This is a genomic window from Paraburkholderia sp. Ac-20347, from assembly GCF_017104805.1.
Taxonomy (GTDB): Bacteria; Pseudomonadota; Gammaproteobacteria; order Burkholderiales; family Burkholderiaceae; genus Paraburkholderia; species Paraburkholderia tropica.
Genome location: NZ_JAAGPN010000011.1, coordinates 1 through 22976, shown reverse-complemented (window position 1 = coordinate 22976; position 22976 = coordinate 1). Strand labels below are relative to the sequence as shown.

Annotated in this window: 18 protein-coding genes and 1 riboswitch; of the genes, 6 read left to right on the top strand and 12 right to left on the bottom strand. The window is 65.9% G+C overall.

Annotated features, from left to right (window positions below):
* Window positions 1-36 precede the first annotated feature (36 nt).
* The 4 genes from G3N97_RS03760 to G3N97_RS03745 form a co-directional block, all read right to left on the bottom strand.
* On the bottom strand, window positions 37-459 hold the full coding sequence (locus G3N97_RS03760) for a RidA family protein (RefSeq protein ID WP_065058639.1): 423 nt from the start codon (window positions 457-459) through the stop codon (window positions 37-39).
* 190 nt (window positions 460-649) lie between these two features.
* Window positions 650-2323, bottom strand: a complete 1674-nt coding sequence (locus tag G3N97_RS03755; protein ID WP_205991971.1) for a GMC family oxidoreductase N-terminal domain-containing protein — start codon at window positions 2321-2323, stop codon at window positions 650-652.
* Between the two features lie 52 nt (window positions 2324-2375).
* Entirely contained in the window at window positions 2376-3890 is a 1515-nt protein-coding gene (locus G3N97_RS03750) for an aldehyde dehydrogenase (protein WP_241030362.1), read from the bottom strand.
* 99 nt (window positions 3891-3989) lie between these two features.
* Window positions 3990-4661 carry a DUF1028 domain-containing protein gene (locus G3N97_RS03745; protein ID WP_205991970.1) on the bottom strand — a complete coding sequence of 224 codons (672 nt, stop codon included), beginning with the start codon at window positions 4659-4661 and terminating at the stop codon, window positions 3990-3992.
* 242 nt (window positions 4662-4903) lie between these two features.
* Between G3N97_RS03745 and G3N97_RS03740 the strand changes: the two genes are divergently transcribed.
* Window positions 4904-5827 (top strand): LysR family transcriptional regulator, encoded by a 924-nt coding sequence (locus tag G3N97_RS03740; RefSeq protein ID WP_205991969.1) that lies wholly within the window; start codon window positions 4904-4906, stop codon window positions 5825-5827.
* 61 nt (window positions 5828-5888) lie between these two features.
* On the opposite strand, the gene G3N97_RS03735 is transcribed toward G3N97_RS03740, so the two are convergent.
* Together G3N97_RS03735 and G3N97_RS03730 are read right to left on the bottom strand one after the other, a co-directional pair.
* Window positions 5889-7301 (bottom strand): aspartate aminotransferase family protein, encoded by a 1413-nt coding sequence (locus G3N97_RS03735; RefSeq protein WP_205991968.1) that lies wholly within the window; start codon window positions 7299-7301, stop codon window positions 5889-5891.
* A gap of 47 nt (window positions 7302-7348) precedes the next feature.
* The gene (locus G3N97_RS03730) at window positions 7349-8758 is read right to left on the bottom strand and encodes a cytosine permease (RefSeq protein WP_176082092.1); all 1410 of its coding nucleotides are present in this window, start codon (window positions 8756-8758) and stop codon (window positions 7349-7351) included.
* Between the two features lie 306 nt (window positions 8759-9064).
* Here G3N97_RS03730 and G3N97_RS03725 point away from each other — a divergent pair, with 306 nt between their 5' ends.
* Together G3N97_RS03725 and G3N97_RS03720 are read left to right on the top strand one after the other, a co-directional pair.
* Window positions 9065-10117: a histone deacetylase family protein gene (locus tag G3N97_RS03725; protein ID WP_205991967.1), complete on the top strand. Its 1053-nt coding sequence runs from the start codon at window positions 9065-9067 to the stop codon at window positions 10115-10117.
* 76 nt (window positions 10118-10193) lie between these two features.
* A complete protein-coding gene (locus G3N97_RS03720) occupies window positions 10194-10913 on the top strand; it encodes a YceH family protein (protein WP_205991966.1) in 720 nt (239 codons plus the stop codon).
* Between the two features lie 86 nt (window positions 10914-10999).
* Here the strand turns inward: G3N97_RS03720 and G3N97_RS03715 are convergent, their stop codons facing one another.
* The 4 genes from G3N97_RS03715 to G3N97_RS03700 form a co-directional block, all read right to left on the bottom strand.
* The gene (locus tag G3N97_RS03715) at window positions 11000-11800 is read right to left on the bottom strand and encodes an alpha/beta hydrolase (protein ID WP_205991965.1); all 801 of its coding nucleotides are present in this window, start codon (window positions 11798-11800) and stop codon (window positions 11000-11002) included.
* Window positions 11801-11948: 148 nt separating this feature from the next.
* The gene (locus G3N97_RS03710; protein ID WP_205991964.1) at window positions 11949-12347 is read right to left on the bottom strand and encodes a DUF4148 domain-containing protein; all 399 of its coding nucleotides are present in this window, start codon (window positions 12345-12347) and stop codon (window positions 11949-11951) included.
* 240 nt (window positions 12348-12587) lie between these two features.
* On the bottom strand, window positions 12588-14546 hold the full coding sequence (locus G3N97_RS03705; protein ID WP_205991963.1) for a TonB-dependent receptor: 1959 nt from the start codon (window positions 14544-14546) through the stop codon (window positions 12588-12590).
* Window positions 14547-14636: 90 nt separating this feature from the next.
* Window positions 14637-14834: riboswitch (cobalamin riboswitch) on the bottom strand.
* Between the two features lie 81 nt (window positions 14835-14915).
* Window positions 14916-15857, bottom strand: a complete 942-nt coding sequence (locus tag G3N97_RS03700) for a LysR family transcriptional regulator (protein WP_205991962.1) — start codon at window positions 15855-15857, stop codon at window positions 14916-14918.
* 208 nt (window positions 15858-16065) lie between these two features.
* Between G3N97_RS03700 and G3N97_RS03695 the strand changes: the two genes are divergently transcribed.
* Window positions 16066-17577: a CoA-acylating methylmalonate-semialdehyde dehydrogenase gene (locus G3N97_RS03695; protein WP_065058623.1), complete on the top strand. Its 1512-nt coding sequence runs from the start codon at window positions 16066-16068 to the stop codon at window positions 17575-17577.
* 325 nt (window positions 17578-17902) lie between these two features.
* Complete coding sequence (locus tag G3N97_RS03690) at window positions 17903-20656, top strand: cation-transporting P-type ATPase (RefSeq protein ID WP_205992007.1); 2754 nt, start codon at window positions 17903-17905, stop codon at window positions 20654-20656.
* Between the two features lie 37 nt (window positions 20657-20693).
* On the opposite strand, the gene G3N97_RS03685 is transcribed toward G3N97_RS03690, so the two are convergent.
* The gene (locus G3N97_RS03685) at window positions 20694-21059 is read right to left on the bottom strand and encodes a helix-turn-helix domain-containing protein (RefSeq protein WP_205991961.1); all 366 of its coding nucleotides are present in this window, start codon (window positions 21057-21059) and stop codon (window positions 20694-20696) included.
* Window positions 21060-21200: 141 nt separating this feature from the next.
* Between G3N97_RS03685 and gstA the strand changes: the two genes are divergently transcribed.
* Window positions 21201-21812, top strand: a complete 612-nt coding sequence (gene gstA / locus G3N97_RS03680) for a glutathione transferase GstA (protein WP_065058620.1) — start codon at window positions 21201-21203, stop codon at window positions 21810-21812.
* A 12-nt stretch (window positions 21813-21824) separates the two neighbouring features.
* Here the strand turns inward: gstA and G3N97_RS03675 are convergent, their stop codons facing one another.
* Window positions 21825-22697, bottom strand: a complete 873-nt coding sequence (locus G3N97_RS03675) for an AraC family transcriptional regulator (protein WP_205991960.1) — start codon at window positions 22695-22697, stop codon at window positions 21825-21827.
* Window positions 22698-22976: the final 279 nt, after the last annotated feature.

Genomic DNA, 22976 nt, shown 5'->3' with positions numbered 1-22976 from the left:
CGCATGGCGGCTTGTGGCTGAGGCGGATGCCTCGTCTTATTGCTGGCGATCGCGCGGAATCACGGCAATCACGTCGATTTCCACGAGCCATTCGGGACGCGCGAGCGCGGACACCACGAGGCCCGTCGAAACCGGAAACACGCCCTTGAGCCACTTGCCGACCACGTTGTAGACCGCTTCGCGATAGCGCACGTCCACGAGAAAAATCGTGATCTTGCAGATGTCTTCGAGACGGCTGCCCGATTCTTCCAGCAGCATCGCGATGTTCGACATCGCCTTTTCGGCTTGCGCCGTCACGTCGCCGATACCGACCGATTCGCGCGTGTCGAGGTCCTGACCAATCTGGCCGCGCACGTACACCGTGTCGTTGGCGACCACGGCCTGGCACAGATCGTTGTCGAGTTTCTGCTCGGGATAGGTTTCGCGAGTATTGAATTTGCGGATGCGTTTGTGGCTCATGGTTGCCTCTGCTTGCGTGTGCGTGATGACTGAATGGGGTCGGCGAAAATCGATGCGAAAAGGCGCTAGCGCATCGCCTGAAATCGAATTTACCTTCGCTCGAATTATTTGCGAAACATCGTTTTCATATTCATTGCATAGTTTTTTCTTATGCGATGAGCGGCAACGAAGCACGGCCGTCGATACGCTTTCAGGCAGCCAGTGTCGTGCGATTCATTTCGCGATTCGTTTCTCGATCCGAATGCGTTTGCGCGGCGTCTTCGAGCATCATCTGCGCCGCCTTTTCGCCGATCATGATCGAGGGCGCGTTGGTGTTGCCGCTAACGAGCAAGGGCATGATCGAGGCGTCGGCCACGCGCAATCGGCGCAGGCCGCGCACGCGCAAACGCGGGTCCACCACGCTGGCGTCGTCCACGCCCATCTTGCAGGTGCCGGACGGATGGAACACCGTCGCCGCGTAATCGCGCACGTAGTCGAGCAGCGCGTCGTCCGATTGAACATGCGCGCCCGGCAGCATTTCCTTGCCGCGAATCGCTTCGAATTCCGGCCCGGCGAGAATCGCGCGCGCGAGTTTGATGCCTTCGATCAGCACGCGTGCGTCTTCTTCGCGTTCGAGAAAGTTGTAGTCGATGAGCGGCGCGCGCCGGCCGTCGTCGGTGAGCAGAATGCGGCCGATGCTTTTGGGCCGCAACACGCAGGTGTGTATCGCATAACCGTGACCGAATTCGAACAGGCGGCCGCGATGGCTACGATAGCCGGGCACGAAATGAAACTGCACGTCGGGGTCGCCGTCGCCTGCGTAACGCGTGCGCGCGAATCCGCCTGCTTCCACGTAATTTGTCGTCAGCCAGCCTTTCTTTTTCAGCCAGTACGCGCCGGGCGCGCCGAGCACACTCGGCAAGGAACGCAGCGAAAAGCCCAGCGTTTGCGCGCTCGACGAACGCACCGTAACGAGCCCGTCCAGATGGTCCTGCAAATTGCGCCCCACGCCTGGCAAGTGATGACGCAGCGCGATCCCCGCCGCGCGCAATTGCGCTTCGTCGCCGATACCGGACACCATCAGCAGATGCGGCGAGCCAATCGCGCCCGCACTGAGCACGACCTCGCGATGCGCGCGCAACAGCACGACCTGACCTTCGCGCTCAACGAACACGCCGCGCGCCGTTTGATCCGCGATATCGAGCGACAGCGCGCGCGTATCGTTGAGCAAGGTGAGATTCGGCCGCGACAACACGGGATGCACGAAAGCGCGATAACTCGAAAGCCGATGCGCGTCTTTCTGCGTGACGTCGTAAATGCCCGCGCCGAAGGCGTCGCCGCTATTGAAGTCGGTGTTATGCGGCAGGCCGATGCGTTTCGCCGCGTCGATGAAACGATGCGAAAGCGGATTCGGGTCGCGCGGCTGATCCACGCACAACTCGCCCGATTCGCCGTGCACGCGCGCGTCGTGGCCGAGAAGATTGCGCTCGGAGCGGCGGAAGAACGGCAGCACGTCCGCATACGACCAGCCCTCGCAGCCCAGTTCGGCCCAGCGGTCGTAATCCGCGGGCATGCCGCGAATATAGATCATGCTGTTCATCGAACTGGAGCCGCCCAGCATCTTGCCGCGCGGACAATGCAGACGCCGGCCGTTCAGGCGCGTCTGCGGCGCCGACTCGAAGTTGTAGCTGTATTTAGGGCTTTTGTAGAGCGTGATCGTGCCGGCCGGCACCTGAATGCGCGCCGAGCGATCATCGCTGCCGCCTTCGACGAGGCAGACGCGCACGGCCGGATCCGCGCTCAGGCGGTTCGCCATCACACAGCCCGCCGAGCCCGCCCCGACAATCACATAATCGAAATCGAGCACTTGTGTAGCAGTCGGCATGTTCGTATCCCCGTGCTTCTGAAGCACACTGTGGAACGCTGATTCAAGGCGCTCAGTATTGAATCCAGGTCGTTTTCAGACCCGTGAATTTGTCGAGCGCGTGCAGCGACAGATCGCGGCCAAAGCCCGATTGGCGGAAACCGCCAAACGGCGTCTGCATGCTCAGCGCGTCCACCGTGTTCACGGAGACCGTGCCCGCGCGCAAATTCGCCGCCACGCGATGCGCGCGCTTGAGGCTGCCGCTCCAGACCGAAGCGGCGAGTCCATAGATCGAATCATTGGCGATGCGAACGGCTTCGTCTTCGGTGTCGAACGGCATCACCGCGAGCACGGGGCCGAATACTTCGTCGCGCGCGAGTTCCGCATCGGGACGCACGCCCGCGAAAATCGTCGGCTCGATGAACCAGCCTTTGCCGTTCACGCGCGCCGCCTGACCGCCGCTCACGAGCGACGCGCTGCGGCGGCTGCGTTCGATAAACGCCATCACGCGCGCGTGCTGCGTGGCATCGACCATCGCGCCCATGCCGCTCGCGGGATCGAGCGGATCGCCCGGATACCAGGCGCGCGCCTGTTCGGCGAGCTTTTCGACGAAGGTGTCGTAAATCGAGCGCTGCACGAGCAGGCGCGAGTTCGCCGAGCACACTTCGCCCTGGTTGAAGAAGATGCCGAAGCAGGCTTTTTGCGCGGCCAGATCGAGATCGTCGGCATCGTCGAACACGAGGTTCGGACTCTTGCCGCCGCATTCGAGCCACACCTGCTTCATGTTCGAGCGTGCGGCGTATTCCATGAAGCGCTTGCCGATCGCTGTCGATCCGGTGAACGCGAGCACGTCAACGTCGGCGTGCAGGCCGAGTGCCGCGCCCGCCGTTTCGCCATAACCGGGCACCACGTTGAACACGCCGTCGGGCACGCCCGCTTCGCGCGCGAGTTCCGCGAGACGCAGCGCCGAAAGCGGCGACTGCTCGGCCGGTTTGAGCACGACGCTGTTGCCCGCCGCGAGCGCAGGCGCGACTTTCCACGCGACCATGTCGAGCGGGAAATTCCACGGCACGACCGCGCCCACCACGCCCAGCGCTTCGCGCGTCACGAACGAGAGATTGCCCGGTCCCGTCGGCGCGACTTCGCCGTAGAGCTTGTCGATCGCCTCGCCGTACCACGCGAACAATTCCGCCGATGCGGGCACGTCGAACTGCCACGCGTCGGCGACGCGCTTGCCCATGTTCAGCGAATCGAGCAGCGCGAATTCCTCGCGATGCGCGGCGATCAGCGCGCCGAGACGTTGCAGCACTTTCTTGCGCTCGCCGGGCGCGCAGCGCGACCACGTTCCGGCTTCGAAGACGGCGCGCGCGGCACGCACGGCGAGGTCGACGTCTTGCGCATCGCAGGCGGCCACCTCGGCGATCACGGCTTCCGTCGCCGGATTGATCGCCGTGAATGTCTTGCCGCTACGCGCGGGCACGAAGCGGCCGTCGATGAACGCCTGCGCGCGCGGCGTCACGCGCGCGGCCAGATCACGCCATTGCGAGTAGTCGGGTTGCTGCGCGTGGATCGCTTCGGTGGCACTCAAGGTGGGCTCCTGGGTTCGCTTGGGTTTGGGTCGATTCGCGTCGATTCGCGTCGATTCGGGTGAGCGTGATTCGTCTTGCGTCGATGGCGGCGCGCCGACTTATTCGTCGCCGGGCACGCCGTACGACGGCGCGCGCGTGGGATCGGTCGCGCGCAGCACGTAGTCCTTCATTTGCGGTTCGTAGCGCTCCCACAGCGCGCGCAGATCGGCGATCGGCTGATCGCTCCAGTCCACCCGCAATTCGGCCACGGGCCAGCTCGCGCCGTCGAACACGCAGAGCCCCGCCGAATGCACCGGCCCGGCTTCGCCGCCCGCCGCGAGACCCGCTTCGAGGGCGCGCAACAGACGGTCCGGCAACGCGCGCCCGGCGTGCTCCGCGAAGGCTTCGATCATCGCCGCGGGCACGCTGTCGTTCGCAAGCAGATTGCCGACCGCCACGCAATCCGCGCCGCTCGCGCCCGCATGCAGTCCGAGCCCGCGCTCGCCCGTGCGCCACGCGGAGAAACCGGCCGCGTCAAGCACCGCCAGCTGACGCCACTCCGCATACGGGCGCGCGCCCGCGATGCGTTCGAGCACCGCCTGCGCGCCATAGCCTTGCGCGAGTTCGCCCAGACCGATCTGGCCGAGGCGCGGATCGGTCACGTTCTGGCTCAGCACCACGCCGTCGCGGCTCGCCCAGAGGCAGCGGCTCGGCACGGCGATGCTCGAACTCGTCACGATGCCGCCCACGGCACCGGTACGCGCGCAACGGCCTGCAATCGAAAAGGTCATGAACGGACTCCTGTAGATTCAATGCTTTCATGCTCGCGCCGCGCGCCGAAATGGGCCGCAAGCGCGTCGAGCCTCGAATCTATCGAGCCAAAATTCATTCGAAAAACATTGTTTGTCTATGTCTTGAAAAGGCTTAGACTATGCAAGCGACGCGGCGCATCACTGCTGACCGTTGCTCGCGCAGGCGCTTGCGCTCCCCGCCCGGTTGCATTCGACTCTTGCCTCGGACCCTTCGATTGGCCATGGAAAACACGCCTCTTCACTATTCGCTGCGCCAGTTGAGATACTTCGTCGCCACGGCGGAAGCGCTGTCGTTTACGGCGGCGGCCAAGCGTCTGCACGTTTCGCAGCCGTCGATTTCGTCGGCCTTGTCGGAGCTGGAAAACGCGTTCGGGCTGCAACTGTTCATCCGCCATCACGCGCACGGACTTTCGCTGACACAGGCGGGCCGCGATCTGCTCGGGCGCGCGCGCGACCTGCTGAAAAGCGCGGAGGAATTGCAGATCGCCGCGCGCCATTCCGATACCGGCATCGCGGGCACGATCTCGCTCGGCTGCCTGACTTCGGTCGCGCCGCCGCTGATGCCCTGGCTCATGAGCCGCTTTCTGAATGCGCGTACGGGCGTGGAATTCCAGACGCGCGAAGGCGATCAGGAAACGTTGTTCGTGGGCCTGCGCGATGGCACGCTCGACGTGGCGCTGACTTACGATATCGATATCGACGACACGATCGACTTCACGCCCATCGTCGAATTTCCGCCTTATGTGCTGCTGCCCGCGAAGCATCGCCTCGCCGCCAGCGAACAGGTGAGTCTCAAGGATCTGCTCGACGAGCCTTATGTGATGCTCGATCTCGCGCACAGCAAGGAATATTTCGCGTCGCTGTTCGATCGCTATGGCAATCGTCCGGTGGCGGCGTTCAGTTCCTCGCAGCCGGAAGTCGTGCGCGGCATGGTCGCCAACGGACTCGGCTACAGCATTCACAATTTTCCGCTGCGCAACTCGCAGACGGTGGACGGCGGCCGCTTCGTTTCGCGCGCCATCAAGGAGAAAGTGAAGCCGACGGTGCTGGGCGTCGCGCGTTCGACGCGTTCGCATCCACGGCAATTGATTCGCGACTTCACCGCGTTCTGCTACGACGAAGTCTCGCGCGCGTGGACGAAGTAAATTTGTCGACGCGCCGCGCGCCGCGAATGGGCGCGCGGTGCCCTGCGTAGAGCGCGCGACTTCAGCCAGCGCTTTGAATGTGCCCCCACGTCGCCTCGACGGCATCGCGCATCGTGCCGATCAACGCGTCGATCTGCGCATGGTCGATCACAAGCGGGGGCGCCACGATCAAACGGCCACTGGTCGAGCGCACGATCGCACCGCGCTCGAATCCTTCGGTGCGGCTGTGCCACGTGAGATCGGCCTCGTTGGCGTAGCGTTCGCGCGTGGTTTTGTCCTTCGCGAACTGAATCGCCCCCACCGCGCCCACGCCCTGAATCTCGCCGATCAACGGATGATCCGCGAACGCCTCGCGCAGCGCGCGCTGCAGATACGGACCTGTGTCTTCCTTCGTGCGCGCGACCAGTTGCTCGCGTTCGAGCACGTCGAGATTCGCGAGCGCCACGGCCGCGGCCACCGGATGGCCCGAATACGTGAGCCCGTGCGCGTAGACGCCGCCGCGCTCCACCAGCGCCTCGCCAACGCGCCGGCTCATGACCAGACCGCCCATCGGCACATAACCCGACGTCAGTCCCTTGGCGATCGACACGAGATCCGGTTCGAAGCCGAAATGGCGATGCGCGAACCATTCGCCCGTGCGGCCGAATCCGCCGATCACTTCGTCCGCGCAAAGCAGCACATCGTATTTCCGGCAGATGCGCTCAATTTCCGGCCAGTAGCCTTCAGGCGGGAAGATCATGCCGCCCGCGCCCTGGAACGGCTCCGCGACGAAAGCCGCCACGTTCTCCGCGCCCAGTTCGAGAATCTTGCGTTCGAGCGATTGCGCGGCCTGCAGCCCGAACGCCTCGGGCGTGAGATCGCCGCCGTTCGCGTACCAGTACGGCTCGTCCACGTGCGTGATATTCGGAATCGGCAGATCGCCCATTTCGTGCATGAAAGCCATGCCGCCGAGCGACGCGCTGCCGACCGTCGAACCGTGATAGCCGTTCACGCGGCCAATCATGATCTTCTTGTTCGGCTGGCCCATCACGTCCCAGAAGCGGCGCACCGTGCGAATCAGCACTTCATTTGATTCGGATCCCGAATTGGTATACACCACGTGACTGAAGCGATCGCCCAGCAACGCAAACAGCCGCTCCGACAATTCGATCACGGCCGGATGCGTGGTGTGAAAGAACATGTTGTAGTAGGACAGCGTGCTCATCTGGCGCGCGGCGGCCTCGACGAGTTCAGCGCGGCCATAACCGACGTTGGTGCACCAGAGGCCCGACATGCCGTCGATATAACGCTTGCCGTCGTTGTCCCACAGATACACGCCCTCGCCACGCACCATCACGCGCGGACCTTCGGCGTTGAGCGCCTTTTGATCGACGAAAGCGTGCAGGTGATGGGCGGCGTCGCTGCGTTGCCAGTCTTCGGTGCTGCGTGCTTTGCCGCTCGACGTGCTGCCGTGTGCGAATTCAGGTGCGTTCATGCGCGGTGTCTCCTCTGTACGGAATGCGTTTGCTTTAATCGTGCGTGTCAGATGCCCACGGCAACGTCGGTCTGATTTTGCGCGGCGCCGGCGCGCGAGAAGCGCTTGCAGCCCACGTAGTACACGACCGAGGTGAGAATCAGCCCGACGACCCACGAGATATCGGCGCCGCCGAGGCGTTTGGCGATCGGGCCGGTGTACAGGTCGGTCGCGACGAACGGCAGTTGCACGGCGATGCCGAACAGGTAGGCGAAGATCGCCACGCCGTTGAAGCGTCCGTAGATGCCGCCGTCCTGGCGGAAGAACGAGTCGATGTGATAGTCGCCGTGGCAGACGAGGTAGTAATCGATCAGGTTCACCGCCGTCCAGGGCACCAGCACGTAGAGCAGCAGCAGAATGAAGTTGGTGTATTCGGCGAGGAAGTTGGTCTGGCCGAACAGCGCGATGGCCAGCGAGATCGCGAACAGGATCACTGCCGTCACGGCGCGTGCGCGCGCCTGGCCCGACCACGAGGGAAACAGCGTCTGCACGATCGTCATCGACGAGAGCGCGCCGCAGTACAGGTTCATCGCGTTGGTCGCGGCAATGCCCACCGAGAGCACGATCACGACCAGTCCGCTGATGCCGTGCGTGAGCGTGGTGAGGCCGTTGACCACGTCGCCGTCGGCGACCATCAGGCCGACCATCGCGCCCAGCACCATCGGGAAGATCGAGCCGAGCGAGCAGCCCCAGTAGCTCGACCAGAACGCCACGCGAGCGCCGGTTGCGCGCGGCATGTAGCGCGAGTAGTCGGAGACATACGGCGCGTAGGCAATCTGCCAGAGCGCCGCGATCGAGATCGTGCCGAGAAAGCCCGTGGCGTTCGCCGTGTTGCGCGCGAAGAAGTCGGCGGGCAGGCCGTGCACGCCCACGATCCAGATGAACGCGAGCAGTAGCACCGCGCCCGAGCACCAGGTCATCAGGCGCGTGTAGGCGTGGATCAGGTTGTAGCCGAAGATGGTCGCCACGAGACTGAGCGCGCCCACCACGAGCACGCCGTCGTTCACGCTCACGTGCGTGGTGAGGCTGTGCAGCGCCTGACCGCCCAGCACGAGGTTCGACGCGAAGAAGCCCAGATACATCACCACGACGAGGCCGACCACCAGCAGCGAGCCGAGCGAGCCGAACTGGCCGCGCGTCTGCACCATCTGCGGGACGCCGAGTTGCGGACCTTGCGCCGAATGCAGCGCCATGAATACGGCGCCCACCAGCGTGCCGATCACGATGCCGAGCACGCCCCACCAGAACGGCTGCTTGAATACGGTCACGGCGAGCGCGCCCGTGACGATGGTCAGCAACATGATGTTCGAGCCGAACCAGATCGTGAACAGGTCGCTCGCGCGGCCATGACGCTCGGCGTCGGGTATGGGCTGGATCGTGCTCTGCTCGAGGCGAGCGACGGTATCGGATTGGCTCATCGGCGGCTCCTGCGAAAGGAAAGTGCGTGACGTAGACGCACGAAAGTGCGTTGTGATGACGCACTTTCGACCGCCAATATTGCGCGGAAAAGAACGAAATTCTTTGCTAGTGAATAGCTTTTTCTTATGCAGTTCTCGCGCCTGCATAGCCGCGGGCTTGCTTGTGAATCGGATATTTCTTCTTGGAAAGAAAATCGGCGTGCGGCCATAGTCGCTGCATGCACCGAACGTGTGCGCTGCATCTGCGCTGCTTGTGCGCTTCACCTGCGCCTCACGTTCGCGACACATTCACGACGGGAGACCTGCATGCTGACCATCCTCGGCGAGCGCCATCGCCTGCATCACGGCCGTAGCGAACTGATCGACGGCGAACTCAAACCCTGTTTCGAAATGCCGAAGCGCGTCGATATCGTGCGCGCGCGGCTGGCCGAAGCCGGTTTCGACGAGACGATCGCGCCGGATGCGTTCGGCATCGAAGCGCTGCGCCGCGTGCACAGCGATGCATATCTCGACTTTCTGCACGGCGCGTGGGGAGAATGGACCGCGCTGGGCCGCACGCACGATGCGCTGCCGACCATCTGGCCCGCGCGCGGTCTGCGCCGCGACCGCGCTCCGCACAGCATCGACGGCAAGCTCGGCTTCTATGCGATGGACGCGGGCGCGCCGATCACGGCGGGCACCTGGGACGCGGTCGAGGAATCGGCGAATCTCGCGCTCACGGGCGCGCAGCGCGTGCACGACGGCGCGCAGGCCGCGTTCGCGCTGTGCCGGCCGCCCGGCCATCACGCGGGGCGCGACGTGATGGGTGGCTACTGCTACCTCAACAACGCGGCGCTCGCCGCCGCGCACTGGCTCGCGCAGGGCGCACGGCGCGTGGCGATTCTCGACATCGACTATCACCACGGCAACGGCACGCAGTCGATCTTCTACGATCGCGACGACGTGCTATTCGCTTCGCTGCACGCCGACCCGCTGCTCGACTATCCCTATCTGCTCGGTCACGCGGATGAAACCGGGCGCGGCGCGGGCGAGGGTTTCAATCTGAACTATCCGCTGCCGTGGGGGACGGATTGGAGCCGCTACGCGCAGGCGCTCGATCACGCGGGCGCGCGCATCGCAGGCTTCGGCCCCGACGCGCTCGTCGTCTCGCTGGGCGTCGACACCTTCGAGGGCGATCCGATCTCGCGTTTCAAGCTGAAATCAGCGGACTTTTCGCGGATCGGCGCGCGTATCGCCGGGCTCGGTCTGCCGACGCTGTTCGTGATGGAAGGCGGCTATGCGGTCGAAGAAATCGGCGTGAACGTGGTCAACGTGCTGGCCGGTTTCGAGGAGCACGCGCTCGCGCGGGCGGCGCGCTAGCACGCGCCAGGGTTCCGGCAAGCGGCTCAGGGCGGGTATGATCGAATCCCGTGCAAAACTCTTGCCTGACCCGCCTATGAATTCTCCCGCCGAAGGTTCCTCGCCGCGCGCGTTGCGCGCGCTCACGCCGCTCGAAGCGCGCATCGTCGGCGTGCTGGTCGAGAAGCAGCATACGGTGCCCGACACCTATCCGCTCTCGCTGAACTCGCTCACCTCGGGCTGCAACCAGAAGACGGCGCGCGCGCCCGTGATGAACGTGAGCGAAGCCGAGGTGCTCAGCGCCATCGAAGACCTCAAGCACCTGAGCCTCGTGTTCGAAGGCAGCAGCAGCCGCGTGCCGCGCTTCGAGCACAACCTGAACCGCGTGCTCGGCGTGCCCACGCAGGCCGGCGCGCTGCTGACGGTGCTGCTGCTGCGCGGCGCGCAGACGGCCGCCGAACTGCGGCTGAACTCCGCGCGTCTGCATGGTTTCGCCGATGTGTCGTCGGTGGAAGCGTTTCTCAGCGAACTGGCCGAACGCGAACCGCCGCTCGTCGTCAAGCTGCCGCGCGCGCCCGGCGAGCGCGAGAGCCGCTGGATGCATCTGCTGTGCGGCGAAGTCAGTCTGAGCGTGCCCACGTCCTATGCGAGCGAGCGCGACAGCGTGGCGGAAGGCAGCGTTTCCTCCGAGGATTTCGAGGCGTTGCGCGCCGATCATCAGCGTCTCGCCGATGAAGTCGCGCGCCTGCAGCAGCTCGTCGAGCGCATGGCCGGCGAACTCGGCATCGCGATCGACAAGCTGGAAGCGTCCGAGTAAGGCGACAACGATAGCGCGCACGATGGATTCGATTTCCGGATCCATCGTGCCGCCTCGTGCTGCCTCGTGCGAAATTCAGGCGGCGCTCACTGCGCCTTGCGCGCCGCCTCGATAATCACGTCGGCCACCTGCTGCGGCTGACCCACCATCGCCACGTGGCTCGCGTTCACGTGCGTCACCGTCGCGCCGATATGCGCGGCCATCTTCGCCTGCAATTGCGGGTCGATCATGCGGTCGTGCGAGGGAATCACGAAGTACGACGGACGGCCGCGCCACGCGGCCTGATCCACCTTCTGGTCGATACAGCCCGAGAACCACGGCGCCTGCGTGGCCGCAATCAGGCGGCGCTGCGCGAGCGGCAAGTCCTGTGCGAAGTCGTCGAGCACGGCTTCGGTCGAGAGCGTCAGATAGCCCGCCGAATCCTTGCGCAGCGCGTTCGCCCACACGGGCGGCGGCAGTCCCTTCGTGATGTCGCTGATCGACTGGCCGTCGTCGGGTGCGAACGCGGCCACGTAGACGAGCGCCTTCACCTTGTCGTCGTTACCTGCTTCGCTGATCACCACGCCCGCCCACGAATGACCGACCAGCACCACCGGCCCGGTCTGCTGATCGATCACGCGCTTCGTTGCGGCCGCGTCGTCGGCGAGTGAGCTGAGCGGATTCTGCACCGCCACCACATGCAGCCCGCGCGCTTCGAGCAGCGGGATCACTTTGTCCCAGCTCGAACCGTCGGCGAATGCGCCGTGCACGAGCACGACGTTCTTGCCTTGCAGATCGGCGGATGAAGCAGCTTGAGCCGCCGGTTGAGCGGCATGCGCGGCGGGCAAGGCGAAGAGCCCGCCCAGCAGGCCGGCGAACGCGAGGGACTTGCGAAGAAGACGAAGCATCGTCTGACTCCGTGGAATGAATGTGGAAAAGAGAGGAATGGTCGGAAGAACGCCGGGCGACGGCGCGCGTGATTACAAGCATGAGTCAAGCACGATTCAAGCGTGATTCAGGCTTGTTTCAAGCACGCGCCTCGCGGCGGCCGGCGCATTACGAATGGGCGTAGATCGGTTCGAGGCCGACCTGATCCGCCTGCGCGCCGGAGAAGTCGTGCAGCGTTGCATGCGCAGGCTTCACGTGCGCGCCCGAAGCCGAGCTGCCGCTCGTCACGCCGCCGAACGAGGTCTGCACGGCGTTGGCATCGGCGTCATGCGAAGGCGCGTTGACGTGCGCGACGTCCTGGCTCGCGGCGATGCGCGCCAGCGCGGCCTGGAGGTGAACCGGGTACTGGTTGTTGTCGCTCGACTGGCGATAGCCGGCTTGCTGAAGCTGGACCAGTTCCGCACGCACCTGGGCGCGGGTGAGGCCCTGCTCGGCCGGCTGGGCAGCGAACGAGAGCGCGGGAACGGCGACGACGGCGGCGGCAACGAGGGTACGAACGAGGTTCATGGTCAATCTCCAGTCGATGAGTGAGTGAGTCGGTCGGCGCACTGTTGTCTGTGTTCAACCTTGCGTTGGAGATATTTGAACCGCTGGACGTATCTGGCTTGTTTCCGTCGTCCCCCTTTATTGCAAGCGAGTTTTTCCCGCGGCGGCGCAGATACATTGCGGTACAAAACCGCGCGCCGCCGCGAGAATTTCCGCTCAACTCCGCTCAACGATTGCTAACGAACCGCTGTTCGAACGCGCTCAGAACGTGTACGTGATCTTGCCGAACGCCGTGCGGCCCAGCGAGTTGTAGCCGTATGCGGTCGAGTAGTCGCGATTGAACAGGTTCGAGAGCGTGGCCGACAGCGCGAGATGCGCATTGATCTTGTACGTGGCGCGCAGATTGACCGTCGTGTACGAGGGCAGATACGTGGTGTTGTACTGGTCGTCGAAGGTCGAGCCACCGTAGAGCAGCGAAATGCCCGTGCTCAGCGCGTGCAGATGAAACTCGTCCCACGTGTGATCGACGCTCAGATTCACAGTCTGACGCGGACGCCGGTTCAACCAGGTCTGATCGCTCACGTCCTGCGGATTGAGCAACCCCACCGCGACGCTGACCGGCGTGTTCGGCCCGAGCGTGCCCTTGTACGAGAGATCGAGGCCCTGAATATGCGCGCGGCCCACGTTCACGGGCAGGAAGGTCTGCGAGTCGTAGGTGATGAGGTCGCGCACGCGCGTGTCGTAGAGCGCGGCCGTGAAGGTGCCGATCGACGTCGTCGCGTCGAGCGCCACTTCCACCGTGTCGCTGCGCTCCGGTTGCAGGTTCGGATTCGCGTAGCCCGGATAGTAGAGGTCGTTGAAGGTCGGCAGACGGAACGCGTTGCCGTACGACACGCGCGCGGTGTACACCGGCGTGATCGCCCACGCGAGCGCCGCGTTGCCCGTGTTCACGCTTTGCCCCTGCACGATTTCGTGGCGTCCGGCGAGGAACAGCGTCCAGTCGCCGAGCGTCACCGACTGATGCAGCGAGACGGCGGAATCGTTGCGCGCGGGCAGGCCGTCCGGCACATCGACGGGCAGATACGCCTGCTCGCGCGTGAAGTCGTAAGCGAGCTTGGTCTCGCCCGAGAGCGCGTGACCGAACAGCGTGTGACCCGTTTCCTGATGCGTGATCGACGTCGACGTGCTCAGGCGCGTCGAATCGATCTCGTCGGTCGGAATGCCCGGGTCGTTCGCGTAGAGGAACTGGCGGTCGTACGCATAGCCGAACGACTGGTCGAACTGCGTGGTCGGCGTGATGTCGAGATGAAACGCCACGCCGGTCGTGAGCTGGTGATCGCGCTGGCGATCGGCATAGCCCGCGCTGTCGTACGAGAGATCCGAGCGGTGATAGAGCGCGAAGGTCGAGATCGACCAGTTGTCGCGCGCGTAGCCAAGACGCGCGTCCACGTCCTGCGCGTGATACGAATTGCGCCCGTCCTCGTGACCGTAGGCCCACGGCTTGGTCGCGTCGATACCCGCCGTGTTGTAGTCGTGCAGACCGAGCGAATACGTGAGCCCGCCGAGCGCCGCGAGCGGCCCGCTCGACGGCACGGTGCCCGAGGTGCGCAGCTGCGTGTCGAAGGTCTTGTTCGAGCCGCCGCCGAACGACACCGTGGTCTGGTTCGGCTGATTCGAGGCGTGGCGCGTAAACAGCTGCACGACGCCGCCCACGGCATCCGCGCCGAACGACGCCGCCGCCGGACCGGATATCACCTCCACGCGATCGAACGCCGAGGTCGGCAGATCGGCCCACGCGGCTGTGCCCGTGGTCGCCGAACCCACGCGAATGCCGTCGATGAACACGGCCACCTGATTGCCCGCCGAGCCGCGAATGCTGACCGACGCCGTCGTGCCGGGGCCGCCGTTCTGCGAAACGCTCACGCCGGGCAGCGTGGCGAGCGCCTGCGTGATGCTCGGGTCGATGGGGTCGAGCCGGTCGAGATCGGCGCGCGTGAGCACCTGCGTGCTGGCGTAACGCTGATCGAACGATTGCGGCAGATGCTGCGTGTCGCCGACGACGAGAATGTTCGGCAACGTGGCGTCGGTTTGAGTGGGTTCAGCGCTTTGTTCAGCACTTTCTTCGGTACTTTGCGGCGACGTTTGCGCATAGGCGCTTTGCCAGGCGCAGACCGCCACGGCGGACGCGAGGGCGGTGAGAGCGAATTGACGATACTTCATGAGCAGACAGATCCTGAGGTCGAACTGTCCTTGCAACGGGCGGCCGCGCGGGCGGCGCGCGCGCATCGGGACACCCCGCCCTTTGCGGCTGCTTGGACCTCGGTCGATGGCAGGTCTCCTGGCTCGCGGGTCGTCGCCCGATGCCGGCCTTCCCGGTTTCCCAGTGGCCCTCGCTGACATGGACTCGCCGCTCACAGTTGCGGGGACAGCCGCAGACTCCCGGCGCGCGCGCCGTCACTGCGTTCCCTTTTGATCCCGTCACCGGGAACCATCAGCGCGCGAGCGTAAAGGCGGCGCGTTCGGCGCGTCAACCTCCGGCGCGCCGGGCGATGCGAAAAAACGTCAGATGCGCCGCGCCGCCCGCGTCGCTCATTCGAGCGGAAAGCCCTGCTTGAAGGTCTGGCGCAGAAAATCGGCGAACAGCGTCACCGCGCGCGGCACATGCGCGCCATAGGGCCGCACCACGTGCAACTGCGACGCGAACGCCCCGACCGGCCGCCACGCCGGCAGCAGCACGACGAGCTTGCCCGCCTGCAGCGCGGCCTGCGCGCTGAAATCGGGCAGCAGCGCGATGCCCAGATTTTCGAGCGCGGCGTCGCGCAGCGCCTCGCTGTTATTGGCCGACACCGGCCCGTTCACGGTCACGTTCACGCGCGACTGCTCGGCGCGCCGTCCGGCTTTCTCGAACGACCACGCGCCCGACCCGAGCGTGCGCGGATAGTAGAGACAGTCGTGCTGCGCGAGATCGGCGGGCGTTTGCGGCGTGCCGCGCTGCTTCAGATACGCGCGCGTGGCAACGATCACCGAACGCGTGTCGCAGAGCTTGAACGCCACATGCGTTTCCGGCACCTGCGCGCTGTGGCGGATCGCGAGATCGAAACCCTCGCTCGCGATCGACGTAAGCCGGTCGGACAATTCGAGCTGCACGCGCACCTCGGGATTCGCGCGCGCGAACTGCGCGAGACGCGGCACCAGTTGCTGACGCGCGAAGGCCACGGGCGCGGTCACGCGCACCGTGCCGCGCGCCACGTCGGCCATTTCGCGCACGCTCGCGAAACTCGTGGCGATGCGCTCGAACTGCGCGCGCGTGTCTTCCACGAGCCGCCGCCCCGCTTCCGTGAAGCGCACGCTGCGCGTGGTGCGCTGCACCAGCGCGACGCCCGCCACGCGTTCCAGTTCGGCGATCCGCTGGCTCATCGCGGCCTTGCTCACGCCGAGCCGCGCGGCGGCCGCCGTATAACTGCCCTGCGCCGCCAGCACGTTCAGCCAGTGCAAATGGGTCCAGAGCGCTTCGACGTTCTGCGTATCCACGAAATGACTCCCGCCCCGAATCCTCAAAGATGCGCCGATGATAGCACCGCGCCCGCGCATCTTTCAGCGCTGCGCATGGCGATTGTTCACGCTGGAAAACAATCAATTCAGCCTGCGTGGCTGTGCAGACGCCTGCCGCCTCCGTACACTGGCCGTCACAGTGACGATCAACCGATGCTCAATCGATACCCCACTTCGAGGAGATGACATGCAGCCCTTTACCGATTCCGCGGACGTAGTCAACTACATCGGCGGCAAGCGCGAGCGCGGCGCGGGCGACCGCACGCAATCCGTCTTCAATCCGGCGACGGGCGCCGCCGCGCGCCGTCTGGTGCTGGGCGAAGTCGCCGACGTCGACGCCGCCGTGGCGAGCGCGAAAGCCGCGTTCCCGGCCTGGCGCGACACGCCGCCGATCCGCCGCGCGCGCGTCATGCTGCGTTTCCTCGAACTGATGAACCGCCACAAGGACGAACTCGCGGCGATCATCACCGCCGAGCACGGCAAGGTGTTCGCCGACGCGCAAGGCGAAGTCGCGCGCGGCATCGACGTGATCGAATTCGCCTGCGGCATTCCGCAGCTGCTCAAGGGCGACTACACCGAGCAGGTCTCCACGGGCATGGACAACTGGACCGTGCGCCAGCCGCTGGGCGTGGTCGCGGGCATCACGCCGTTCAATTTCCCGTGCATGGTGCCGTGCTGGATGTTCCCGGTCGCGCTCGCGGCGGGCTGCACCTTCGTGCTCAAGCCGAGCGAACGCGATCCGTCGGCCGCGCTGTTCATGGCGCGTCTGCTGACCGAAGCCGGCCTGCCCGACGGCGTGTTCAACGTCGTGCAAGGCGACAAGATCGTGGTCGACGCGCTGCTCGCGCATCGCGACGTGAAGGCCGTGAGCTTCGTCGGCAGCACGCCCATCGCGAACTACATCTACGAAACCGGCGCGAAGCACGGCAAGCGCGTGCAGGCGCTGGGCGGCGCGAAGAACCACATGGTCGTGATGCCCGACGCCGATCTCGACCAGGCCGTCGACGCGCTGATCGGCGCGGCCTACGGTTCGGCGGGCGAGCGCTGCATGGCGATCTCGGTGGCGGTGCTGGTCGGCGACGTCGCCGACAAGATCGTGCCGCGTCTGGCCGAGCGCGCGCGCACGCTCAAGGTGAAGAACGGCATGGAAGCCGACGCCGAAATGGGCCCGATCGTCACGAAACAGGCGCTGGAGCGCATCGAAGGCTATATCGCCACGGGCATCGAGGAAGGCGCGAAGCTCGTCGTGGACGGCCGCGGCCTCACGGTGCCGGGTCATGAAAACGGTTTCTTCACGGGCGGCACGCTGTTCGACGACGTCACGCCTGACATGCGCATCTACAAGGAAGAGATTTTCGGCCCGGTGCTCGCCTGCGTGCGCGTGAAGGACTTCTCCGAAGCCGTGCAACTGATCAACGACCACGAGTTCGGCAACGGCGTGGCCTGCTTCACGCGCGACGGCAACGTGGCGCGCGAATTCGGCCGCCAGATCGAAGTGGGCATGGTGGGTATCAACGTGCCGATTCCGGTGCCGATGGCGTGGCACGGTTTCGGCGGCTGGAAGCGCAGCCTGTTCGGCGACATGCACGCGTATGGCGAGGAAGGCGTGCGCTTCTACACCAAGCAGAAGTCGATCATGCAGCGCTGGCCGGAAAGCACCGAAAAGGGTGCGGAATTCACGATGCCGGTCGCGAAGTGATACATTGATCCGAACGCGATATCGTTTTTAAATCGTTCGGATATCGAATCAATTATCAGCCGCGCCGCCGTTCCGCTTCTTGCGGACGGCGGCGCGGTTTTTTTGCGCGCGTGCGTTTGCCACGTTCCACCACGTTCGCCACGTTTCTCGCACGCGCGCGATCCACCTAAGTCGCGCGCCGCATCGCCGCGCGCACGTCCGGCGCACGCGCACGCCAATTCCGATACCGTCATACTGATTTTTTTCCGCAGACGTTCGACGGTGCGCTTCGTTGCCCCTGCAATCGACCGCCATCGTGCGAACCCGCACGACGGAGGACCGCACGATGCCCGATCAGCCGCCTGCCGCCGCCGCGCCGCGCGCGTGGCACAACGTCGATGCCGACCAGGCGCTCGCCGATCTCGGCACCACGCCCGAAGGTCTCGACGACGCCGAAGTGGCGCGCCGCCGCGCGCGCTACGGCGAGAACCGTCTGCTGCCGCCCAAACGCCGCGGCCCGCTGCTGCGCCTCGCGCTGCAATTCCACAACGTGCTGATCTACGTCATGCTCGCCGGCGCGCTCGTCACGGCCGTGCTGCGGCATTGGCTCGACACCTGCGTGCTGCTCGCGGCGGTGCTCGTCAACGTGGCGATCGGTTTCATTCAGGAAGGCAAGGCCGAATCGGCGCTCGAAGCGATCCGCTCGATGCTCTCGCCGCACGCCACCGCAATCCGCCACGGCGAGCGCGAAACCGTCGACGCCACGCAGCTCGTGCCCGGCGACATCGTCGTGCTCGCATCGGGCGACCGTGTGCCCGCCGACCTGCGGCTGATCGCCGTGCGCGAGCTGCGCGTGGACGAAGCGGCGCTCACCGGCGAGTCGCTGCCCGTCGATAAACAGACCGCGAGCGTCGACGCCGCCGCGCCGCTCGGCGACCGCTGGGGCATGGCGTATTCGGGCACGCTGGTCGTCTACGGCCAGGCGCGCGGCGTGGTCGTGGCCACGGGCGCGGACACCGAAATCGGCCACATCAACCGCATGCTCGCCGATGTCGATACGATGGCCACGCCGCTGCTGCGCCAGATCGACCGCTTCGGCCGCGTGCTCGCCGTCGTGATCCTCGCGCTGGGCGCGCTCACGTTCGCGCTCGGCACGCTGTGGCGCGGCGAAAGCGCGAGCGACATGTTCCTGATCGTCGTCGCGCTGGTCGCCTCCGGCATTCCCGAAGGCCTGCCCGCGATCATGACGATCATCCTCGCGCTCGGCGTGCAGCGCATGGCGCGGCACAACGCCATCGTGCGCCGCCTGCCCGCCGTGGAAGCGCTCGGCGCGGTCAACGTCGTGTGCTCCGACAAGACCGGCACGCTCACGCGCAACGAGATGACCGTGCAGCGCGTGGTGTGCGCGCGCGACGTGATCGACGTGAGCGGCGTGGGCTACGCGCCCGAAGGCGCCTTCACGATCGATCAACGCGCGTTCGACGCCGCGCAATGGCCCGCGCGCTGCCCCGAACTCGCGCTCGCGGTGCGCGCGGGCGTGCTCTGCAACGACGCGCAGATGCGTCGCGACGAAGCGGGCCTGTGGCACGTCGAAGGCGATCCCACCGAAGGCGCGCTGCTGGTGCTCGGCGCGAAGGCGGGCATCGCGCACGAACCGCAGGCGCGCGCGGGCACGCCGTGGGCGCGTCGCGACAGCATTCCGTTCGAATCGCAGCATCGCTTCATGGCGAGCTGGAACACGGACGCCGAAGGCCACGCATGGATCTTCGTGAAAGGCGCGCCCGAACGCCTCTTCGACATGTGCGCGACGCAACTCGCGCACGGCGTCGAAGAGCGCATCGATCCCGACTACTGGCGGCGCATGCAGACCGACCTCGGCGCGCAGGGCTTGCGCGTGCTCGCGCTCGCGTACCGGCGCGGCGCGCCCGCGCACAACACGCTCGATTTCGACGATGTCGCGCAGGGCTTCACGCTGCTCGCGCTCGCGGGCATCATCGATCCGCCGCGCGACGAGGCGATCCAGGCCGTGGCCGACTGCCATCGCGCAGGCATCCGCGTGAAGATGATCACCGGCGATCACGCAGAAACCGCGCGTGCGATCGGCGCGCAACTGGCGATCGGCGTCGGCAAGCCGGCCGTCACGGGCGCGGAAGTCGCGCTGATGGGCGATGCGGAACTGCGCCGCGTGGCGCTCGATATCGACGTGTTCGCGCGCGCGAGTCCCGAGCACAAGCTGCGTCTCGTCGAAGCCTTGCAGCAGGACGGCCAGGTGGTGGCGATGACCGGCGACGGCGTGAACGACGCGCCCGCGCTCAAGCGCGCGGACGTGGGCGTGGCGATGGGCGCGAAAGGCACGGAAGCGGCCAAGGAAGCCGCCGACATGGTGCTCGCCGACGACAACTTCGCCACCATCGCGCGCGCCGTGCGCGAAGGCCGCGCCGTCTACGACAACCTCAAGAAGTTCATCCTCTTCACGCTGCCGACCAACGGCGGCGAAGCGCTCGTCGTGCTCGCGGGCGCGCTCACGGGTCTGGGCATTCCGCTCACGCCCGCGCAGGTGCTGTGGGTCAACATGGTGACGGCGAGCACGCTCGGCATCGCGCTTGCGTTCGAGCGCGCCGAACCGGGCATCATGCGCCGCAAGCCGCGCGCGCCCGGCGAATCGTTGCTCTCGGGCTTCTTCATGTGGCGCGTGGCGATGGTCTCGGTGCTGATGATGATCGGCGCGTTCGGCCTGTTTTACTGGGAGTTGAGCGCGGGCACCGGCATCGAGCGCGCACGCACGATCGCCGTGAATGCGGTGGTGATGTCCGAGATGCTCTACCTGATCAACAGCCGCTCGATCTTCCACTCGATGCTGAGCTGGCAGGGGCTCACCGGCAACCGTTACGCGCTGCTCGCGATTGGCGCGTGCGTGCTGATGCAGATCGCGTTCACGTATGCGCCCTTCATGCAGCATCTGTTCGGATCGGCGGCGCTCGTCCCGCAGGAATGGCTCAAGGTGCTGGGCGCGGGGCTCGTGGTGTTTCTCGGCGCGGAACTGGAGAAGTGGGTCGTGCGCACGAGCGGGCTGGCGCGTCGGCTCGGCGGCGAGGAGTAAGCCGGGCGGCTGATGTGGCTTACCTGGCTGACTTGCGTTACGCGATTTCCGCTGGCGACGTTTGCCACGCCGCCAGCACCTTCTGCCCCACGGCTGCGAAGATGTCGATGGCCGGCAGCAATTCGCGTCCGAGATCGGTGAGCACGTATTCGGCCGACGGCGGCGAACTGTCGAGCTTGTGTTTCGCGACGAGCCCGCGCGTCTCCAGTTCGCGCAGACGCACGCTGAGCACGCGCGCCGAAATGCCCGGCAAATCGCGGCGCAATTCGCCGAACCGGCGCGCCTGATCGCGCAACTGCCAGATCACGTTCAATGCCCATGCGCCGCGCAAAAAACCCAGCGCGTCGGTCACCTGACACGCGGGCGGCGCGGGTGCCCTGTTCTTGCGGACCGCCAAACCCATCGTCGATCGTCCTCGTCAAACGGTAACTGCGGAGTAACCGGATTATATCGGCGCACTTGCCACATCGCCGCGCCGTGCCGCTACCATGCGTAGCGCGGACCGTGTGGCCCGCGACCGTTTTCACTCCAGTCAGGAACCGATATGAAGCTCTATTACTCGCCGGGTGCGTGCTCGCTTGCCGCCCATATCGTCGCGCGCGAATGCGGCATTCCCATCGCACTCGAAAAAGTCGACCTGGCGACGAAGCGCACGCAAAGCGGCGTCGACTTCTTCAGCATCAATCCGAAGGGCAACGTGCCGACGCTCGAACTCGACGACGGGACGATCCTGACCGAAGGCCCCGCCATCCTGCAGTTTCTCGCGGACAGTGCGCCCGAAGCCGAACTCGCGCCGGCCCACGAATCGATGGCGCGCTACCGCTTGCAGGAGTGGCTCGCGTTCATCAATTCCGATGTGCACAAGAGTTATTCGCCGCTGTTCAATCCGGCGACGCCCGCCGAAGTTCGCGCGGAACGGCAAGCCGCGCTCGGCAAATATTATGCGTGGCTCGAAGAGATCCTGACGCCGCAGGCCTGGCTGCTCGGCAATCATTTCTCGGCCGCCGACGCCTATCTGTTCACGGTGACGAACTGGGCGCCGCATGTCGGCGTCGATCTTTCGCATCTGCCCGCGCTCACGGCGTTCCAGCAGCGCGTGGCGAGCCGACCGCACGTTCGCGCCGCGCTCGTCGCCGAAGGTCTCGTGGGCGGCTGAGCACGCGGCACGCTACGCGCCGCGCGTTCGCACCACGTCGCGCGGCGTCACGCCGAGCACGCGGTTCATCCAGTGCGCCATGTGGCTCGGGTGCGCGAAGCCGGTTTCGAGCGCGACCTGCGTGACGCTCAGCGCGCCCTTTTCCAGCAGCGTCCGCGCGCGTTCCACCCGCCGCCGCACCACGTATTGATGCACCGGCAAGCCGACCGTCGCACGAAACAGCGCCTTGAAATGCGGCGTGCTGAGTTCCGCCAGCGCGGCGAGTTCCGCGAGCGTGAGGCGTTCGTCGAGATGGCCTTCGATGTAGTCGATCACGCGCGCGGCGACGCGCGGCGCGAGCAACGCACGGCGCGTCGGCGGAGAAGGCGGCGCGCCGTCGAGCAGACGCACGACCATCGCCGTCGCGACGCTTTCGGCGAACAGCGGATCGGACGCCGCGCCCGCTTCGAGTTCCGCGCGCAGCGCCCAGGCGAGATGCTGCAGGCGCGCGTCGCGCAGTTGCAGGCGCGGACGAATCGCCCAGCGCGCCGATCCGCGTGACAGTTGCTGCGCCGTCGCGCGCACGAAGTGATCCTCGAAACTCACGCTCAGGATCGTGCAGTCGCCGTCGTCGGTCCAGACGCCGTCGAGTCCGCCGGGAATCACATCGGCGTCGCCTTCGGCCTGCAGGCGCGCGAGCCGCGTGCCGTCGCAGACGCAATGCGCGCGCACCGGCGCGCCCACGTGTACGCCGACGCGATGCATCGCCGAGCCGGGCACGCGATGGCTGCCCGCCGAAATCCCGACCAGTTCCGCGCCGAAACCGTTCCAGCCCAGTTCGCGGCTGTTTTTCAGGCTCACGCGCGCGCCGGCGCGCGGCGCGGCGGCTTCCCATACTGCGTTCATGGCGTCCCCTTTTTCGACGCCGTATGCGTGGCGTCGCGCGAAATCGTGCGCGCCCAGTCTAGTGGATTCGCACCGGGCGGCGCAACGGCGGGCGCGTGTCTCGCCGCGTGCGATTTCATCCGATTCCGCGCGCGGCCATCCGTTCGTGCGCGCCGCGCGGCCACCGCGCCCCTACGATGGCGGCAGGCTCAACGAGGAGGAATCGACATGTATGTGATCTTTGGCGCGACCGGCCATGCGGGCCGCACGACGATTGCCGCGTTGCGGCGCGCGCGCCAG

Bases quoted from the DNA above. Each gene is read 5' to 3' on its own strand.
- G3N97_RS03720 (WP_205991966.1), top strand. From the start codon at position 10,194: ATGAATTCTCCCGCCGAAGGTTCCTCGCCGCGCGCGTTGCGCGCGCTC.
- G3N97_RS03710 (WP_205991964.1), bottom strand. From the start codon at position 12,347: ATGAACCTCGTTCGTACCCTCGTTGCCGCCGCCGTCGTCGCCGTTCCC.
- G3N97_RS03685 (WP_205991961.1), bottom strand. From the start codon at position 21,059: ATGGGTTTGGCGGTCCGCAAGAACAGGGCACCCGCGCCGCCCGCGTGT.
- G3N97_RS03675 (WP_205991960.1), bottom strand. From the start codon at position 22,697: ATGAACGCAGTATGGGAAGCCGCCGCGCCGCGCGCCGGCGCGCGCGTG.
- G3N97_RS03740 (WP_205991969.1), top strand. From the start codon at position 4,904: ATGGAAAACACGCCTCTTCACTATTCGCTGCGCCAGTTGAGATACTTC.
- G3N97_RS03715 (WP_205991965.1), bottom strand. From the start codon at position 11,800: ATGCTTCGTCTTCTTCGCAAGTCCCTCGCGTTCGCCGGCCTGCTGGGC.
- G3N97_RS03730 (WP_176082092.1), bottom strand. From the start codon at position 8,758: ATGAGCCAATCCGATACCGTCGCTCGCCTCGAGCAGAGCACGATCCAG.
- G3N97_RS03755 (WP_205991971.1), bottom strand. From the start codon at position 2,323: ATGCCGACTGCTACACAAGTGCTCGATTTCGATTATGTGATTGTCGGG.
- G3N97_RS03760 (WP_065058639.1), bottom strand. From the start codon at position 459: ATGAGCCACAAACGCATCCGCAAATTCAATACTCGCGAAACCTATCCC.
- G3N97_RS03705 (WP_205991963.1), bottom strand. From the start codon at position 14,546: ATGAAGTATCGTCAATTCGCTCTCACCGCCCTCGCGTCCGCCGTGGCG.
- G3N97_RS03725 (WP_205991967.1), top strand. From the start codon at position 9,065: ATGCTGACCATCCTCGGCGAGCGCCATCGCCTGCATCACGGCCGTAGC.
- G3N97_RS03745 (WP_205991970.1), bottom strand. From the start codon at position 4,661: ATGACCTTTTCGATTGCAGGCCGTTGCGCGCGTACCGGTGCCGTGGGC.
- G3N97_RS03735 (WP_205991968.1), bottom strand. From the start codon at position 7,301: ATGAACGCACCTGAATTCGCACACGGCAGCACGTCGAGCGGCAAAGCA.
- G3N97_RS03695 (WP_065058623.1), top strand. From the start codon at position 16,066: ATGCAGCCCTTTACCGATTCCGCGGACGTAGTCAACTACATCGGCGGC.
- gstA (WP_065058620.1), top strand. From the start codon at position 21,201: ATGAAGCTCTATTACTCGCCGGGTGCGTGCTCGCTTGCCGCCCATATC.
- G3N97_RS03690 (WP_205992007.1), top strand. From the start codon at position 17,903: ATGCCCGATCAGCCGCCTGCCGCCGCCGCGCCGCGCGCGTGGCACAAC.